Here is a 15378-nt window from a genome sequence, read left to right on the forward strand (position 1 = left end):
GGAGCCGGCGCAGCAGGAGCAGGCGGGGACGGGGGACGCGCTGCCCGGCGGAGTCGAGCAGCAGCTCCTCGTGGCATGGGCCTCATCCTGCGGATCCCGCCACCCGGGCGGCACGGGTCGAAAGCACGGTTCGCCGCGGCCAGGATCATACTTTCGGCCGGTTCATCGGACGAGTGCCGGCCGGCATCCAGCTCTGGGGCCGCGTTCGGTCCGCACCGGATCCCGACCGATGCTGCTTCGAGATCAGCATCGGCGACAACGCCATGGAGTTCACGCCCGGGGAGGTGGTCACCCTCATCCGCGACGTCCTGGCCCGTGCCTCCACGCACCCCGGCTCGCGGCCCCTCGGGGCGGACTCCCCGCAAAGGGCGTCCTAATCGTCCCGCGAGAAGACCGGCTCCACTCTTCCCGGCCGCTCCGGCGCGCTACGGTGAGGGCAGGGCGATCCGGGGGAGGGGACGGTGCGGACGAGGCTCTCTGCCGCGTTGCTCCTCCTGCTGTCCTGGTTCCTGCCCGCGGCCTCTCACGCCCAGCCCGCCTCGCACCACGGCGCGACCCCGCACGTGGTGGCGGCCTGGCGGGCGCAGGAGCAGCAAGGGCTGGGCCAGGAGCCCTACCGCCACACCGCGATGCAGGTCCGGCATGGCCTGCTCGGTCTGGCGGGTCCGGGCGGCCCCGCCGTGCTCCCGTCCGGCCTTCCGTACCCGACGGCCGCGTGGGCCGCCGTCGTCGCACGTCCCGGCACGGACGCTCCGGCCGGCCGCCGGCCCGCTGCGGCGCCGGCGCGCGGGCCTCCCTCCACAGGGTTCTGAGATTCCCTTTTCTGCACATCTGAGCCTGTGGAGGCTTCATGTACCGTGCGCCTGTTTGGCGTGCGGTGGCGGCGCTCGCCGTCATCGCGATCTCATTAGCACTTGCCCTCACCACCGCGCCGCGCCTGGGCCTGGACCTGCGCGGCGGCACCCAGCTCGTGTTCGAGGCGAAGAACTCGCCGACCGTCAAGGCCGACGCGGCGGCCACCGACCGCGCACTCGACGTGCTCCGCCAGCGGGCGGACGCACTCGGCGTGGTCGATCCCACCCTGGTCCGCTCCGGCGAGAAACGGATCATCGTCGAGCTGCCCGGCGTACTCGACCCGCGCCAGGCGGCCGAGGTGATCGGCCGGACCGCGCAGCTAGCCTTCCATCCTGTCCTCGGCGCCGGCGATCCTTCAGGGGTACGCGACGAGATCGGCGAACCGCTCACGCTCGGGCCCGCGGCCATCACCGGCGACGGCGTGGCCGATGCGGTCGAGCAGAGTGATCCCCAGCGTGGTCCCGGCTGGTGGGTGACCATCGACTTCCGCGACGCCGACGCCTGGCAGCGGCTGACCGGGGCGGCGGCGTGCGAGCCGCATGGCGATCCCAAGCGCAGGATCGCCATCGTGCTCGACGCGGAGATCATCTCCTCGCCGCCGCTGGACCTGTCGATCCCGTGCCGTACCGGCATCCCGGACGCCCGCGCGGACATCACCGGGTCGTTCACCCACGAGGAGGCCCGCGATCTGGCCGTGCTCATCAAGGGCGGGGCACTGCCCGTCCCGCTGGCCCTGGTAGAGCAGCGTACGGTCGGACCGACGCTCGGCGCGGCGGCCATCGACGCGAGCGCCAAGGCGGCGGTGGCCGGGCTCGTACTGACCGCGGTGTTCATCGTGGCGGTCTACCGGCTGTCCGGGCTGCTCGCGGCGGTGGCGCTGGCCTGCTACGGGCTGATCTCGTACGCGGCGCTGGTGGCGATGGGGGCGACGTTCACGCTGCCGGGGCTGGCCGGGTTCGTGCTGGCGATCGGCATGGCCATCGACGCCAACGTGCTGGTTTTCGAGCGGGCCAGGGAGGAGCACGACTTCCGGCGCGGGCTGAGGCGGGCCTTGGACCTGGGGTTCAAGAACGCGTGGAGCGCGATCGCCGACTCCAACGTCACCACCCTGATCGCGGCCGGGCTGCTGTTCTGGCTGGCCTCGGGACCGGTCAAGGGCTTCGGCGTGACGCTGGCGATCGGCGTGCTCGCCTCGCTGATCTCCGCCATGCTGATCACCCGTGTGCTCGTCCAGGGTGTCATCGGCAGGATCGGGCCGCGCGCGTCCGGGCTGGCCTCGCAGGGCGTGGTCAGGACCTGGCTAGCGCGCAGGAAGCCGCGGCTCATGGCCGCCAGGAGGGTGTGGCTGGCGATCGCCGGCGGGCTGGCGGTGGTGGCCGTGGCCGGGTTGCTGGTTCGCGGGCTGAACGTCGGCGTGGAGTTCACCGGCGGGCGGCTCGTGGAGTTCGCCACGTCCAAGCCGGTCCCCGCCGACGTCGCCGGGCAGGCGGTCGCACGGGCCGGGTTCCCCGCGGCGGTGGTCCAGTCCACGGATGACGGTGTCACGGTACGGGCGGCGCGGCTCGGGCTGGAGGAGGTGGCCCGGATCGAGCAGGCACTGGAGCCTCACGGGGGCGAGGTGAGCAAGACGCGCGAGGAGTTCATCGGGCCCAGCCTGGGCGAGGAGCTACGGCGTAACGCCCTCGTCGCGCTCGGGGTGGCCGTGGCCATGCAGCTGGTGTATCTGGCGGTCCGGTTCCGGTGGACGTTCGGGGCGGCGGCGGTGCTGGCGCTGCTGGTGGACGTGACCGTCGTGGTCGGGTTGTTCGCGTGGCTGGGCAAGCCGATCGACGGGATCTTCGTGGCGGCGATGCTGACGATCGTCGGGTATTCGGTCAACGACAAGGTCGTGGTGTTCGACCGCGTGCGGGAGTTGTGGACCTCCCAGCGGGGGTTGGCGGCGGCGGTCGACGGGGCGATCGTGCAGACGTTGCCGCGGACGGTCAACACCGGGCTGGGCGCGTTGTTCATCCTGGTGGCGTTGATGGTCTTCGGCGGGGACTCGCTGCGGGACTTCGCCATGGCGCTGGTGGCCGGGATCGTCATGGGGACGCTGTCGTCGGCGTTCGTGGCCGGTCCGGCGGCCGTTGTGCTGGCCCGGTTCGACCGCCGCCCACCTGCTCCGCCGGCCAGGCGCACCGCGCCACGCGACCGTACGGGCACCGGGGCGGTGGTCTGATCCACGGCGCATAGCGCGTCGCCCACCCTGGCCGTGCTGCGTGTGCCACCTTCCGTGCCCCTGCCCGCGCCTCCTGGGAGTCGCGGAGCAGGGGCGCGGGGGTTAGCCGAGGCCAGCGCGCCGGCGGACGCCTACCGCAGGCCGGGCAGCTCGACGATCCGGGCCGGAGTTCTCCTTCAGGCGGCCGCGTAGATGAGCGCGCCCGCGCGTTCGAAGGGAACGACCTTGCCGTTGAGGATCACTTTGGCGGCATTCGGCGCCGCGATCGCGATGGCCTTGGCCGGGTCGGTGCTCGCGGTCAGCCCGCTGCCGTCGATGTGTACGGTGCCGTCCCCGCCGAAGGTCACGGCCAGGTCCGTGACCGCGGCCGGCGCCTTGACCAGGGTCGCGCCGGCACGTTCGACCGACGAGCCGTCGACCATCACGATGGACCCGGAGTCGGCGTAGAGCAGTTTGCCGTCGAAGGTGTAGGACCCGAACGCGCGCGGCGCCTTCGTCGTCCAGGACTTGTAGTAGACCCCTGCGCCGCCGTTCAAGCTGAGGGCTGTCACCTGGTACGACGGGATGGTGCCCACGGGGAGACGTTCCACCGTCACGGACGTGTCGGCCGCGCCCTTGGACGGCACCAGGAGGGTGTCGAAGGTTTTCTGGCCGGTGGCGTTCGTCTTGACGTAGGAGGCGTACTTCGCGTTCTCCACCGAGTAGAACCGCGGTGCGTAGTAGCCGTCGCCCAGGGCGGAGGCGACCTCGGCCGGGTCGGCGGGGACGATCGTGAGGTTCGCACCCGTCGCGAAGGCGGTGGTCGTGGCCTCCGTCCCGGAGCGGATCGAGGGCTTGGCGTCCGAGGCGAAGTGCCAGTTCTGCTCGTAGCGGTGCGTGGCGGCGGCGTCCACCGGCTTGAGCCGGTCGGAGACCACCCACAGGCCCGAGTGCAGCGACAGGACGGATCGCTCGTGGCGAACACCGGCGGAGCTCTCGGTGTTCGCGCCGATCAGGTCGAAGGCGGGGTTGGTGATCAGATGCGAGATCCCGCCCGCCGCGGTCGAGATCTGCGGCTTGTTGTCGATCTCGATCGTGTTGTGCGCCTCCGTGGTCTTCCGCAGCCATTGCGCGTGGGCGTCCGTGCTGTAGGTGAAGGTGCCCATGTCGGGCAGGAGCGGCCGGCCGTACGCGTAAGCGGTGATCGCCAGCTCGTCCGGGTGGCTATGGTTGCCGCGGTCGGCGTTGATCCGGAGGTGGGAGTCGTCGGCGGTCCAGCCGGAGCGGGAGACCGCGACCCGGGTGTCCGGGTAGAGGACGGAGGTGTGCGCCGGCTTCTCGCCCGACGTGCCGGAGGTGCCGACGTAGAGGAGTTCGGGGTCGTTGAGCAGCTGGCCCAGCTTCCTGAGAGTGCTGCGCAGGTCGAGGGAGTCGCTGTCGCCGTAGGCCGGGCCGTACCCGCTGGGATAGCTCTGGTCCATGAGGAAGCGGGCCAGCTGTCGCAGCTTGGCGGTGGCGGTGAACGCGATGCCGTTGCGCTGCATGTAGGCGACGACGTCCACGTACTGGCTGAGGTAGCCCCGCAGGTAGGCGTCCGTGGATTCCTTGTAGCCGCCGTCGGCGTAGGTCGAGTCGTTGAGCTGGGTCGACAGAAAGTTGGCGGCGTTGGTCCGCCACGCCGACGCCGCGCGGAACTCCGGGAAGTAGATGGAGTTGTGCAGCAGCGTGATCTTCTGCGACTGCATCTTGTTCGGCGTGCCGTTGACGTTCTCCTGCAGGTACAGGCCCGCCCGGTTCATCGTCTTGAGGATCGCGGCGTTGGCGTCGGCGGTCAGCGACGGGCTCTTGCGCAGGATCTCGTAGGCCGCGATCCAGTTGTGCAGGCGCCGCGCGGCGTGCAGGTTGCCCGGATAGGAACCGGCGCCCTGATCGGCGTCGTAGGCGTCGGCGTCCTTGATGAAGTCGGTCATCAGGCCGATGAGCGTGCGGGAGTACTGCTCGTTGCCCGTCTTCTGGTACTCCAGGGCCAGCGGGCCGGCGAAGAAGAAGCGGGGCAGCTGGTAGAGAAACTCGTCGTCGGCGATGCGATCGGCACCGCCGGGGAGCTTCCAGTCGAAGCCGCCCGGGTCGCCCTCCCAGGAGAACGTGTTCTGCACGGTGTTGGACCAGGTGCGGATGGCCTCGTCGAAGGTCGCGGCGTTGCCGTACAGCATGATGTCCTTCGCGGTGTCGGCCGTGCCGGTCAGCGTCAGCTCCGCTTTCTTCACGCCGGTGAGGCCGCCGAGGTCGAACCGCAGGTACGCCTTACGCGTCTCGCCGGTGAACGGCCCCGTGCCCTGGTCGCTGACCTGCATGTAGTACTTGGTGCCGTACACGCTGCCCGGGTTGGCCGCCCAGATGTAGGTGTCGTGCGTGGGATGAAGGGTCTTCACCGACCCGTCGGCCAGGGTCAGGCGGAGGGTGGGCTTGCCCGACCCCTTGCTCCTGCTGTTGATGAGGGCGATGACCGCGTCCTTGTAGCGGCTCATCAGGAAGAATCCGGGCTTACCGCTGGTGATGCTGCTCGTGACGTCTGCCGTGACCGTCTTTTCCCCCGGGCCGAAGGTCAGCGTCTTGATGTAGGCCTCGCCCGATCCCAGCGTCCAGATGTGGCTGGCGGTCAGCTCGAGTGCGCCCGGCCAGGTGGTGTGCGAGAAGCTGCCCGCCTCGATGGCCGGACGCGCGCGGTAGTAATCCAGCAGCCGCTGCTTGGCCAGCGCGTAGTCGCCCGCCATCACCGCGCTCTCCACGGGCTTCAGGCCCGCGTGCGCGTAGTTCAGTCGCGGCCCCACCGTCCAGGCGCCGGCGCTCCACCTGCCGAAGAAGCCTGCGTCGGACAACGCCGCCGCGGCGGCCGGAGGGACCGGCACCAGGAACGCAGCGAACAGAATAAGGACGGCGAGCCGCCGCCACGAGGGATACATGCACGCCAAAGTAGGGGTTCCCGGTATGTCCGCGGTATGTCGGGCGCAGGAGGCGGCCTTCAGGGGCCGGCGATGTGCCGGACCACCTGCCGTATCACCTCCGCCTGAGCGGGGGCGAGCCCGTCGAGGAACGGCTCCATCGTCTCGGCGTCCCACTCGGGCCCGATCGGCGCACCGTCGGTCATCAGGTGCCGCAGGCTGTACTCGGCGAGCTCCGCCGCCAGCGGCACGATCCGGGGGTCGTCGGGCTCGGCGCCGGCCAGCTCGTCGAGCCTGCGGTAGAACTCGTGGCCGCGCGCCGTCAGCTCGGGATCGGCGGCGAGCGCGTCGAGCATCGTGAAGGCGCGTTTCCGCTCGGGCGCCGCCGCCACGGTGTCCATCAGCACCAGCAGCTCGCGATCCCAAGCCGCCGCCTGCGAGGAGGGCAGGTCGACCGCCTTCAGGAACGCCAGCAGATCGGGCGAGGCGGTGTCCTGCGGGCCCAGCGTCCCAGCCTCGGCCCGCTGGAGCACCTGGGCCAGGCGCCGCCGCCGGTCCCGGATCTCCTGCTCCTGCCTGGCCAGGTCGGCGTCGATCTCGGCGAGGATCTCCGGCAGTTCCCTGGACCGGTCCTCGGCGATGACGTCGCGCGCCTCGTCCAGGCTCAGCCCGAGCGCGACGAGGCGGCGGACGCGGGCCAGGGCGATGGCGTCGCGCATGCCGTACTCGCGGTAGCCGTTGGCCAGGCGGGGCGGCTCGGGCAGGACGCCCTGGTGGTGGTAGTAGCGCACCGTCCGGGTGGACACTCCGAGCAGCGCGGCCAGCTCTCCGATCCGCATGTCACCAGTAAAGACGTTGACGTGGCGTCACGGTCAAACCGGGGGTCTCATGGCCTGGAGGAAGAGGTCGACGAGCGCGTCGGCGTATTCGGGGGTCAGCGGGCCGGAGCGGAGCAGCCAGCGCTGGTAGAGGGGGGCATACAGCAGCTCCAGCGCCAGGTCGAGGTCGGCGTCCGCGCGGATCTGCCCGGCCCGCTGCGCGCTGCGCAGCCTGGCCTTCTTGCCCTCGTCGACCGGGTCGGCCAGCTTCTCGCGGTATTGGGCGGCGAGGCCGGGATCGTTGATGATCTCGGTGTTGAGCGCCCGGATGGGCGCTTCGAACGCCGGATCGGCGAATTCGGCCACCGTCGCGCGCATCACGATCTTGAGATCGGCCTCGAGGTCGCCCGTGTCGGGCAACGCCACGCTCTCCTCGGGGCCCGCCTCGCTCAGCGCCAGGAACGAGTCGAAGATCACCGCCCCCTTGGAGGGCCACCATCGGTAGATGGTCTGCTTGCCCACACCGGCCCGTGCGGCGATGGCCTCGATCGACAGTTTGGCGTATCCCACCTCGGAGACCAGCTCGCGGGCGGCGGTGAGGATGGCCTGCCGGGATCGCTCGTTGCGGCGGGCAGGGTCGGGCTGCTTGGGCATGCCCGGCATCCTACCACGCCGACGAGACGAGACGTTGCGTCACGTGTCTCCTGACGTCCAGCGACCCGCAGGGCGCGGGTCGCCGGCGGCCGTGTGGTCAGGACGTTCTGCTGAGCATGCCGTGCGGATCGAGCACGTACTTGCGGGCAGCCCCCTCATCGAATTCGTGGTATCCCCGCGGCGCCTGGTCGAGCGGGAGCGGGGTGGCATTGACCGCCTTCGCGATCTGCACCCGGTCGTGCAGGATCGCCATCATGAGCTGGCGGTTGTACCGCATGACGGGGCACTGGCCGGTGACGAAACTGTGCGACTTCGCCCAGCCGAGGCCTATCCGGATGGACAGCGAGCCCTGCTTGGCGGCCTCGTCCGCCGCACCGGGATCGCCCGTCACGTACAGGCCCGGGATGCCGAGTGCGCCACCTGCCCTGGTGACGTCCATGAGCGAGTTGAGCACGGTGGCGGGACGCTCCACCTCCGACTCGTGGCCGTGACCGCGTGCCTCGAAGCCGACCGCGTCGACGGCGCAGTCCACTTCCGGTTCGCCGAGAATGTGCAGGATCTGGTCCTTCGGCTCGCCCAGGGCGACGTTGATGGTCTCGCAGCCGAAGCTGTGCGCCTGGTCGAGGCGCTCCTTGTTCAGGTCCGCGACGATGACCACGGCGGCTCCGAGCAGGAACGCCGAGGCGGCCGCGGCCAGCCCGACCGGGCCGGCGCCGGCGATGTAGACGCTCGAGCCCGGCTGCACCCCCGCGCTCACACAGCCGTGGAACCCGGTCGGGAAGATGTCCGCGAGCATGGCCAGGTCGAGGATCTTCTCCATCGCCCGGTCCTTGTCGGGAAACTTCAGCAGGTTCCAGTCGGCGTAGGGAACAAGGACGTACTCGGCCTGCCCGCCGACCCAGCCGCCCATGTCGACGTAGCCGTACGCCGAGCCGGGACGGTCCGGGTTGACGTTCTCGCAGACTCCGGTCTTGCCCTCCTTGCAGTTGCGGCAGCGGCCGCAGGCGATGTTGAACGGCACGGACACGAGGTCGCCGGTCTTGACGAACTCCACATCAGGACCGGTCTCGACGACCTCACCGGTGATCTCATGACCGAGGACGAGGCCCTGGGGCGCCGTGGTGCGGCCGCGGACCATGTGCTGGTCACTGCCGCAGATGTTCGTTGCGACCGTCTTGAGTATCGCGGCGTGCGGCAGCTTGCGGCCGACGTTGGCCGGGTTCACGCCCGGGCCGTCTTTGAGCTCGAATTCGGGATAGTCGGTCTCGCGCACCTCGACCTTGCCTGGGCCTTCATATGTGACTCCCCTGTTGCCAGGCATGGCGATCTCTCCCTTGCTCGGAAGTTGCGGACGTACGGTCGGTCACGGGCTCATGGATCACCTCCTCCCGCCGGGACGCCAGCGTCTGCGGCCGTGTCCCACGCGGTCCCTGATCTGGTCGTCCTGCGGCGCACGGGCCCCGGGCACCTGACCGGCGAGCTCCTGCCGGACGGCCTCGGCCCGCGGCTCCCTGGCACCCGTGATCTCCCCGGCTGCCCCTTGCGCGGCCGTCTCGGGCAGTTCGCGGGCCGGGCGGGCGACCACGTCGTACACGACGACTGCCAGCACCGCGCCGATGATCGGCCCGGCGAGGTAGACGCCGATCTGAGCCCAGGGCGTGTCGCCGCCGAACAAGCTGTTGGCCAGGTATGGGCCAAAGGTTCGAGCCGGGTTGACCGAGCCGTTCGTCGACGGGCCCAGCACGAAGATCTCGCCCGCCACCGCCAGTCCGATCATCAGCCCGGCCCAGCCGGCCGGCGCCCGGCGGTCGACCGCCATCGCCATGATCGTGAGCAGCAGCAGGAACGTGCCGAGTGCTTCGAGCAAGATTCCCTGCGCATAGTTCACACCCTCGCCGAGCTGGGTCAGCCCGACACCGCCCGGATCGATCGCCCGCCCGCCGAATCCGCCCACGATGAGCAGCGCCCCGGCGAACGCGCCGACGAGCTGGGCAACGATGTAGAACGGCACCTCGGCCCACGGGAACCGGCGCCCCGCGGCCAGAGCGATGGTCACCGCGGGATTGATGTGGGCTCCCGACGTGTTGCCGAACGCGTAGATGACGATCGCGACGACCACGGCGAACGACAGCGCGATGAAGCCGAGCCCGGCATAGTTCAGCTGACCGTCGCCGAAGACCAGCGCCGCCACGACCGAGCCGGCGCCGAAGAGGACGAGCAACATCGTTCCGATGGCTTCCGCGACAAGCCGCCGCGGCAGGTCACCAACCATCGTGAACCCCCGATGACGAAGGTTTCCTCCCAATATTCGAATATAACCCGGTGACTGCGACGGCTCCCGGGGCAGGGCGGCAAAAGCCGGGTCACGGCACGGTGTCGTGACCGCAAGGCACCGGGCCGGCCATAAATAAGTGGCATTCGCGGAATACCGGGGCTACCGTGGTTCACGTCGAACGCAGGAATGTCAGGAAGGGCCAGGTCATGTGCTACGCAGCCGGCGCGCTGGAGCGGGAACGGCGTCTATGTCGCCGAGCCGCGGTGTTCGGCTGCGCGCTGATCGGGCCGGCCTCGGGATAATCCTCACGGAGGAGGATCCAAAGGCCGCCGGGGACACGTCCGGGCGGCCTTTCTCTTTATCTTCGGGCTGATGGTGAAAAGGCATCACACCTGCCTTGCAAGCAGGAATTCGGGTTTCGAGATCCCGTCGGTCCACGCCAGGAATATAAGCGTCCGTAGCCCAACGGCAGAGGCACCGGTCTCAGGTACCGGACGGTGCGGGTTCGAATCCCGCCGGACGTACGCATGCGACGCCCCGTTGGTCCAGCGGTCAGGACGCCCGGCTTTCACCCGGGAAATCGCCGGTTCGAGTCCGGTACGGGGTACGACAGCTTGACAGTTTTCGCGGTAGATCGTGTAATAGCGGTCGCGTCGCGTGACGCCGACCGGGTGGACGGCGGTGGCATGGAGGCGCCGAATCAAGGGGGATGACACCGTGACTACCTTCATCGGTCGTGCCTGAGCACCCAGCCCCCGCGCGTCGTCCCATGCCTTCGGCGGTGTAGTCGACCCGTCGTTCCCTTCGGCATTCCGCGCGGGTTTTCGTTGTCATCGACACATCCCCGCCTGGAGCGAACACGCATGCCCATTGACTTCAACCAGCAGATCATCGACGAGTTCCGCGCCAACCAGGGCCGGGTCGGCGGCCAATTCGAGGGAGCCAGGCTGCTCCTGCTGACGACCGTCGGCGCGAAGACCGGCGCACGCCGTACGACGCCGCTCGGCTACCTGCCCGATGGCGAGCGCATCCTCATCATCGCCTCGGCCGGCGGCGCGCCGGCGCACCCGGCCTGGTACCACAACCTGCGCGCCAACCCGCAGGTCACCGTGGAGGACGGCAGCTTCACCTATCAGGCCAAAGCGGTCGTCCTGGAAGGCGAGGAACGGGATCGCCTGTTCGCCCGCGCGGTCGAGCAAGAGCCGGGTTGGGGCGCGTACCAGACCGGTTCCGGCCGGATCCTGCCGGTGGTCGCGCTCGTCCCGATCGACTACGGGCCGCCCGCCGGGCGCATGGGCGACGCACTCAAGAAGATCCACGGCGCCTTCCGCAAGGAACTGGCCGTGCTCCGCAAGGAGGTCGGCTCCTCGGGCCCCCGTCTGACGGCGCAGTTGCGGGTCAACTGCCTGACCATGTGCCAGGGTCTGCACGGGCACCATTCGCGCGAGGACGGTTTCATGTTCCCCGCGCTGGAGGGCCGCCACCCGGAGCTGGCCGCGGTGTTCGAGCGGCTGCGGGCCGAGCACCTGGTCGTCCAGCGACTCCTCGAACAACTCCAGGAGCTGCTCGCGGCCGACGACGTCGCTCCCGAGGAGCTGTCGCGCGAGGTCAGCCGGCTCACCGCGGAGCTCGAGGCGCACCTGGACTACGAGGAGGAGCAGCTCGTGCAGCTGCTCAACGGCGCGTAGGTCCGGGAGTCACGCAGGCCGGTGTCCCGTATTTGGGATATATTCCCGGATATGAGACAGGTGGAGGAGCTGGATACCCGGCTGGCCGAACGGCTGACGGAGCTACGCGTGGAGCGCGGCTGGTCGCTGGATGAGCTGGCCCGCCGCGCCGCGATCAGCCGCTCGACCCTGTCGCGCCTGGAGCGCGGCGAGATCAGCCCGACCGCGGCGCTGCTCAACAAGCTCTGCGCGGTGTATGAGCGGACGATGTCGCGGCTGCTGGCCGAGGTCGAGTCCGAGCCGCCGCAGCTGCTGCGGGGCCAGGCCCAGCCGGTGTGGCGGGACGAGGAGTCGGGCTTCGTCCGCAGGTCGGTGTCGCCGCCGCACCCCGGCCTGCGGGGCGAGGTCGTCGAAGGCGTCCTGCGGCCGGGCGCGGACATCGTCTACGACGCACCCCCGGTTCCGGGGCTCGAGCAGCATATCTGGGCGCTGGAGGGCACGGTGGAGATCACCGCGAACGGCGGTGCGCACACGCTCGAACCCGGCGACTGCCTGCGCTTCCGGCTCTGGGGCGCCTCCCGCTTCCGCTGCCCGGGACCGGACCCGGCGCGTTACGCGCTGCTCATCGTCCTGCCGTGAACCGTCACACGCTGCTTGCCGTGAAAGCCGAGGGATCTCCTATGCACACCATCGACCGCCTGTCCGCCGAGGAGTTCGACGCAGGCCTGAAGGAGCTGGCCGATCTCCTGGTCGACGCCGTGGATGACGGCGCCTCCGTGGGCTTCCTGGCGCCGTTCGATCACGAGGCGGCCGCCGCCTGGTGGCGGGCGCAGGCCCCAGCCGTGGCCGACGGGCGCCTCATGGTGTGGGTCTGCCGCGACGGCGGCGGCATCAACGCCACCGTCAGCCTGGCCCTGGCCGCCAAGCCCAATGCCCGCCACCGCGGCGAGATCGTCAAGCTCATGGTGCACCGCGAGGCCCGCGGCCGGGGTCTGTCGCGTGCCCTGCTGGCCACCGCCGAGCAGGCCGCCCTGGAGGCGGGGGCCGACCTGCTGCTCCTGGACACCGAAACCGGCAGCACCGCCGAGCACGTCTACCTCACCGGCGGCTGGACACGTTACGGGATCGTCCCCGAGTACGCCGGATCCCCTGACGGAAAGCTGCGGGACTGCAGCTTCTTCTACAAGCGGCTCACCCCAGGCTCTGCGTGAGCGCGTCGAGGTCGGCCAGACGCTGGGCAGGTGACAGGCGCGCGGCCGTGGCGACGAGCAGCAGCTCGGTGACGGCGATCTCGTGTGCCAGCGGCGCGATCGGCCCGGCCGCCTCGCGCGGCAGGCTGACCAGCACCTCCGCCTGTGGGGCCAGAGGCGAGCCCCAGGCGTCGGTGACAAGCAGCAGCCGCGCGCCCCGGTCACGGGCGGCCTGCACGAACCGGGCGGTGGCGGGGGAGTAACGACGAAAGTCGTAGGCCGCGACCACGTCAGAGGGCCCCAGGTCCAGCAGGGTACGGGCGCGGGCCTGCGGCGGCTCAGGCACCCGGTGGGCGCCGGAGCGCAGGCTGGCGAGCTGGCGGATCAAGTATTCGGCGGCCAGCTCGCTGAGCGGCCCGCCCAGCGCCCACACCGTGCGGGCCTCGGCCACCAGCGCCGCCGCGGCCGTGAGCAGGGGCTCGGAGAGAGTCGCAAGCGTGCCGTCCAGTCCAGAACGCAGGTCGTCGGCGGCCCGCCGCAGCTCGGACGGCCCGGTCTCGGCGGGTGCGGCCGCCTCAGAGCCGGGCGCGCTCTCGCGGGTGGCGCTCTTGGCGGCCTCCGGCGCGGTGACGAATTCCAGCAGCCGCGACCGGTCCCGCGCCCCGTCTCTGACGGCGGCCTGGAACTCGGCGAACCCGGCGTATCCGAGCCGGTCGAACAGCCGCGAGGCCGTCGGCGGGCTGACCCCCGCACGCTCGGCGAGCGCCCGCAGCGAGCCGAGCGCCGCGAACGGGTAGTCGTCGAGCAGCACCCGCACGATCGCGCGTTCGCCGGGCGGCAACTCGGAGTAGACGGCGCTGAGGCGGCCCGCCACCGGATCGTTCTCCATGATGACACATGTTACATCAGGCCCTATAAATGCGGCTTGACGAAACGAATGTTACGGTGCGGGACATGACTACCTGGCATGGTTTGATCGACAGCCGTTACCGGCGCTGGCTGCCCGTCAACGACGACACCCCGGCCGTCTCGCTGAACGAGGGCAACACCCCGCTGCTGCGCTCGGCGTTCCTGTCCTCGCTCACCGGCTGTGAGGTGTGGCTGAAGGTCGAAGGCGCCAACCCGACCGGATCGTTCAAGGACCGCGGCATGACCGTGGCCATCAGCAGGGCGGCCGAGCGCGGCGCCGAGACCGTCATCTGCGCCTCCACCGGCAACACCAGCGCCTCTGCCGCCGCTTACGCCGCCCGCGCCGGCCTGTCCGCGGCCGTGCTCGTCCCCAAGGGCCGGATCGCGCTGGGCAAGCTGAGCCAGGCCGTACGCTACGGCGCCCGCATCGTGGAGATCGACGGCACCTTCGACGACTGCCTGCGCGTCGCCCGCGAGCTGGCCGGCCACCACCCGGTCGCGCTGGTCAACTCCGTCGGCAACGAGTTGCGCCTGGCCGGGCAGCGGACCGTCGCCTACGAGGTCGTGGACGCGCTGGGCGACGCGCCCGACGTGCACTGCCTGCCCGTGGGCAACGGCGGCAACATCACCGCGACCTGGGGCGGCTACCGCGTCTACCGGCAGGCAGGCGTGGCGACCCGGCTGCCGCGCATGTGGGGTTTCCAGGCGGCGGGCGCGGCGCCGCTGGTCCACGGCGCGCCGGTCGCCGACCCGCGGACCGAGGCGAGCGCGATCCGCGTCGGCAACCCCGCCACGTGGGACGGCGCCGTCGCCGCGCGCGAGGAGTCCGGCGGGCTGATCGCCGCGGTGAGCGACGAGCAGATCTTCGCGGCATACCGGGAGCTGGCCCGCCGCGACGGCGTCTTCGTCGAGCCGGCCTCGGCGGCGGGGGTGGCGGGGCTGCTCGACCAGCACGCGCGTGGCCTGCTGGAGCCGGGCCTGCGCGTGGTGATCACGCTCAGCGGCAACGGCCTGAAGGACCTCGACGCCTCCCTGCGTGACGGCTACACCACGACCGAAACCTCCGCCGTCACCGCGGACGTGGCCCGCGCCCTGCGCTTGACCGAGACTCGAGTGGCGGCAAGTATCGTTCGCTCGCAGACGATCGACCGGAAAGTTGTGGGATACCTCCATGCGTGAAGGATGCCGACGTGTTGTGGGATCGCCTCATGAAGAATGAAGACAGCAAGCGCGTGTTCCGCACGGGGGACCTCGCGAGAGTGGCCGTGTTCGCCGCGCTGATCGCCGTGCTCGGGCTCCCGGGCTCGTTCAACGTCTTCGGCAACCCGGTCCCGATCACGCTGCAGACGCTGGGCGTCATGCTGGCGGGCGCGATCCTCGGCACGTGGCGGGCCGCGCTGGCGGTCGTGGTGCTGCTCGTGCTGGTCGCCGCGGGGCTGCCGCTGCTGTCCGGCGGGCGCGGCGGGCTGGGCGTCTTCGCCGGGCCCTCGGCCGGGTTCCTCATCGGCTGGATCCCGGGGGCGGCGCTGACCGGCTGGCTCGTCGAGCGGGCGGGGCGCAACCCCGGAATCGTCCAGCTCGTGCTGGCGTGCCTGGCCGGTGGGGTCGGGGTGATCTACCTGTTCGGGATTCCCGTGCAGGCCATGGTCACGGGGGCGTCGCTGGGCACGACGGCGCTGCTCGCCACCGCGTTCCTGCCGGGCGACGTGATCAAGGCGGTGCTGGCGGCGGTCGTGGTCAGGGGCACGCAGCGGGCCTACCCGGACGCGGTGCCGACGGTGTACCGCGAGCGGCTGCGGGCCGGCGGAACACGTTGAGCCGCCCCCGCCCGGCCGAGGGGGTGCCGCGAGGCCCCCGCCCGGCCGAGAGCG

14 protein-coding genes and 3 tRNA genes are annotated in these 15378 nt (G+C 70.7%); 11 read left to right on the top strand and 6 right to left on the bottom strand.

Going from position 1 to position 15378, the window contains the following annotated elements:
• Positions 1-173: 173 nt before the first annotated feature.
• The 3 genes from Q9G87_RS23530 to secD all read left to right on the top strand — a co-directional run bounded on the left by Q9G87_RS23530 (position 174) and on the right by secD (position 3073).
• Positions 174-377 (top strand): hypothetical protein, encoded by a 204-nt coding sequence (locus Q9G87_RS23530; RefSeq protein ID WP_305918604.1) that lies wholly within the window; start codon positions 174-176, stop codon positions 375-377.
• A gap of 84 nt (positions 378-461) precedes the next feature.
• Positions 462-812: a hypothetical protein gene (locus tag Q9G87_RS23535; RefSeq protein ID WP_305918605.1), complete on the top strand. Its 351-nt coding sequence runs from the start codon at positions 462-464 to the stop codon at positions 810-812.
• 38 nt (positions 813-850) lie between these two features.
• Positions 851-3073 (top strand): protein translocase subunit SecD, encoded by a 2223-nt coding sequence (secD, locus tag Q9G87_RS23540; RefSeq protein WP_305918606.1) that lies wholly within the window; start codon positions 851-853, stop codon positions 3071-3073.
• 176 nt (positions 3074-3249) lie between these two features.
• Here secD and Q9G87_RS23545 read toward each other — a convergent pair whose 3' ends face one another.
• The 5 genes from Q9G87_RS23545 to Q9G87_RS23565 all read right to left on the bottom strand — a co-directional run bounded on the left by Q9G87_RS23545 (position 3250) and on the right by Q9G87_RS23565 (position 9738).
• On the bottom strand, positions 3250-6015 hold the full coding sequence (locus Q9G87_RS23545; protein WP_305918607.1) for a heparinase II/III family protein: 2766 nt from the start codon (positions 6013-6015) through the stop codon (positions 3250-3252).
• Between the two features lie 59 nt (positions 6016-6074).
• Positions 6075-6833, bottom strand: coding sequence for a MerR family transcriptional regulator (locus tag Q9G87_RS23550; protein WP_305918608.1), 759 nt, complete (start codon positions 6831-6833; stop codon positions 6075-6077).
• A 33-nt stretch (positions 6834-6866) separates the two neighbouring features.
• Positions 6867-7466 carry a TetR/AcrR family transcriptional regulator gene (locus Q9G87_RS23555; protein WP_305918609.1) on the bottom strand — a complete coding sequence of 200 codons (600 nt, stop codon included), beginning with the start codon at positions 7464-7466 and terminating at the stop codon, positions 6867-6869.
• 97 nt (positions 7467-7563) lie between these two features.
• Positions 7564-8787 carry a formaldehyde dehydrogenase, glutathione-independent gene (fdhA, locus tag Q9G87_RS23560; protein WP_305918610.1) on the bottom strand — a complete coding sequence of 408 codons (1224 nt, stop codon included), beginning with the start codon at positions 8785-8787 and terminating at the stop codon, positions 7564-7566.
• 57 nt (positions 8788-8844) lie between these two features.
• On the bottom strand, positions 8845-9738 hold the full coding sequence (locus Q9G87_RS23565) for an MIP/aquaporin family protein (RefSeq protein ID WP_305918611.1): 894 nt from the start codon (positions 9736-9738) through the stop codon (positions 8845-8847).
• A gap of 369 nt (positions 9739-10107) precedes the next feature.
• Here Q9G87_RS23565 and Q9G87_RS23570 point away from each other — a divergent pair.
• From Q9G87_RS23570 to Q9G87_RS23595, 6 genes are all read left to right on the top strand, one after another.
• A tRNA-Ala gene (locus Q9G87_RS23570) sits at positions 10108-10178 on the top strand.
• Between the two features lie 14 nt (positions 10179-10192).
• Positions 10193-10265 (top strand) — tRNA-Leu (locus tag Q9G87_RS23575).
• A gap of 10 nt (positions 10266-10275) precedes the next feature.
• A tRNA-Glu gene (locus tag Q9G87_RS23580) sits at positions 10276-10348 on the top strand.
• Between the two features lie 256 nt (positions 10349-10604).
• Entirely contained in the window at positions 10605-11429 is an 825-nt protein-coding gene (locus tag Q9G87_RS23585) for a nitroreductase/quinone reductase family protein (RefSeq protein ID WP_305918612.1), read from the top strand.
• A gap of 51 nt (positions 11430-11480) precedes the next feature.
• On the top strand, positions 11481-12047 hold the full coding sequence (locus tag Q9G87_RS23590) for a helix-turn-helix domain-containing protein (protein ID WP_305918613.1): 567 nt from the start codon (positions 11481-11483) through the stop codon (positions 12045-12047).
• Between the two features lie 41 nt (positions 12048-12088).
• On the top strand, positions 12089-12619 hold the full coding sequence (locus Q9G87_RS23595; protein ID WP_305918614.1) for a GNAT family N-acetyltransferase: 531 nt from the start codon (positions 12089-12091) through the stop codon (positions 12617-12619).
• Here the strand turns inward: Q9G87_RS23595 and Q9G87_RS23600 are convergent.
• Positions 12600-13487 (bottom strand): MurR/RpiR family transcriptional regulator, encoded by an 888-nt coding sequence (locus tag Q9G87_RS23600; RefSeq protein ID WP_305918615.1) that lies wholly within the window; start codon positions 13485-13487, stop codon positions 12600-12602. The genes Q9G87_RS23595 and Q9G87_RS23600 overlap by 20 nt on opposite strands.
• A 65-nt stretch (positions 13488-13552) precedes the next feature.
• On the opposite strand from Q9G87_RS23600, the gene thrC reads away from it, so the two are divergent.
• Positions 13553-14686 carry a threonine synthase gene (gene thrC / locus Q9G87_RS23605; RefSeq protein WP_305918616.1) on the top strand — a complete coding sequence of 378 codons (1134 nt, stop codon included), beginning with the start codon at positions 13553-13555 and terminating at the stop codon, positions 14684-14686.
• 29 nt (positions 14687-14715) lie between these two features.
• Positions 14716-15324, top strand: a complete 609-nt coding sequence (locus Q9G87_RS23610) for a biotin transporter BioY (RefSeq protein WP_305918617.1) — start codon at positions 14716-14718, stop codon at positions 15322-15324.
• Positions 15325-15378: the final 54 nt, after the last annotated feature.

Origin of the sequence: Nonomuraea turcica (genome assembly GCF_030718205.1) — a bacterium.
Lineage (GTDB): Bacteria > Actinomycetota > Actinomycetes > Streptosporangiales > Streptosporangiaceae > Nonomuraea.

Bases quoted from the DNA above. Each gene is read 5' to 3' on its own strand.
- secD (WP_305918606.1), top strand. From the start codon at position 851: ATGTACCGTGCGCCTGTTTGGCGTGCGGTGGCGGCGCTCGCCGTCATC.
- Q9G87_RS23545 (WP_305918607.1), bottom strand. From the start codon at position 6,015: ATGTATCCCTCGTGGCGGCGGCTCGCCGTCCTTATTCTGTTCGCTGCG.
- Q9G87_RS23550 (WP_305918608.1), bottom strand. From the start codon at position 6,833: ATGCGGATCGGAGAGCTGGCCGCGCTGCTCGGAGTGTCCACCCGGACG.
- Q9G87_RS23555 (WP_305918609.1), bottom strand. From the start codon at position 7,466: ATGCCCAAGCAGCCCGACCCTGCCCGCCGCAACGAGCGATCCCGGCAG.
- fdhA (WP_305918610.1), bottom strand. From the start codon at position 8,787: ATGCCTGGCAACAGGGGAGTCACATATGAAGGCCCAGGCAAGGTCGAG.
- Q9G87_RS23565 (WP_305918611.1), bottom strand. From the start codon at position 9,738: ATGGTTGGTGACCTGCCGCGGCGGCTTGTCGCGGAAGCCATCGGAACG.
- Q9G87_RS23585 (WP_305918612.1), top strand. From the start codon at position 10,605: ATGCCCATTGACTTCAACCAGCAGATCATCGACGAGTTCCGCGCCAAC.
- Q9G87_RS23590 (WP_305918613.1), top strand. From the start codon at position 11,481: ATGAGACAGGTGGAGGAGCTGGATACCCGGCTGGCCGAACGGCTGACG.
- Q9G87_RS23595 (WP_305918614.1), top strand. From the start codon at position 12,089: ATGCACACCATCGACCGCCTGTCCGCCGAGGAGTTCGACGCAGGCCTG.
- Q9G87_RS23600 (WP_305918615.1), bottom strand. From the start codon at position 13,487: ATGGAGAACGATCCGGTGGCGGGCCGCCTCAGCGCCGTCTACTCCGAG.
- thrC (WP_305918616.1), top strand. From the start codon at position 13,553: ATGACTACCTGGCATGGTTTGATCGACAGCCGTTACCGGCGCTGGCTG.
- Q9G87_RS23610 (WP_305918617.1), top strand. From the start codon at position 14,716: ATGAAGAATGAAGACAGCAAGCGCGTGTTCCGCACGGGGGACCTCGCG.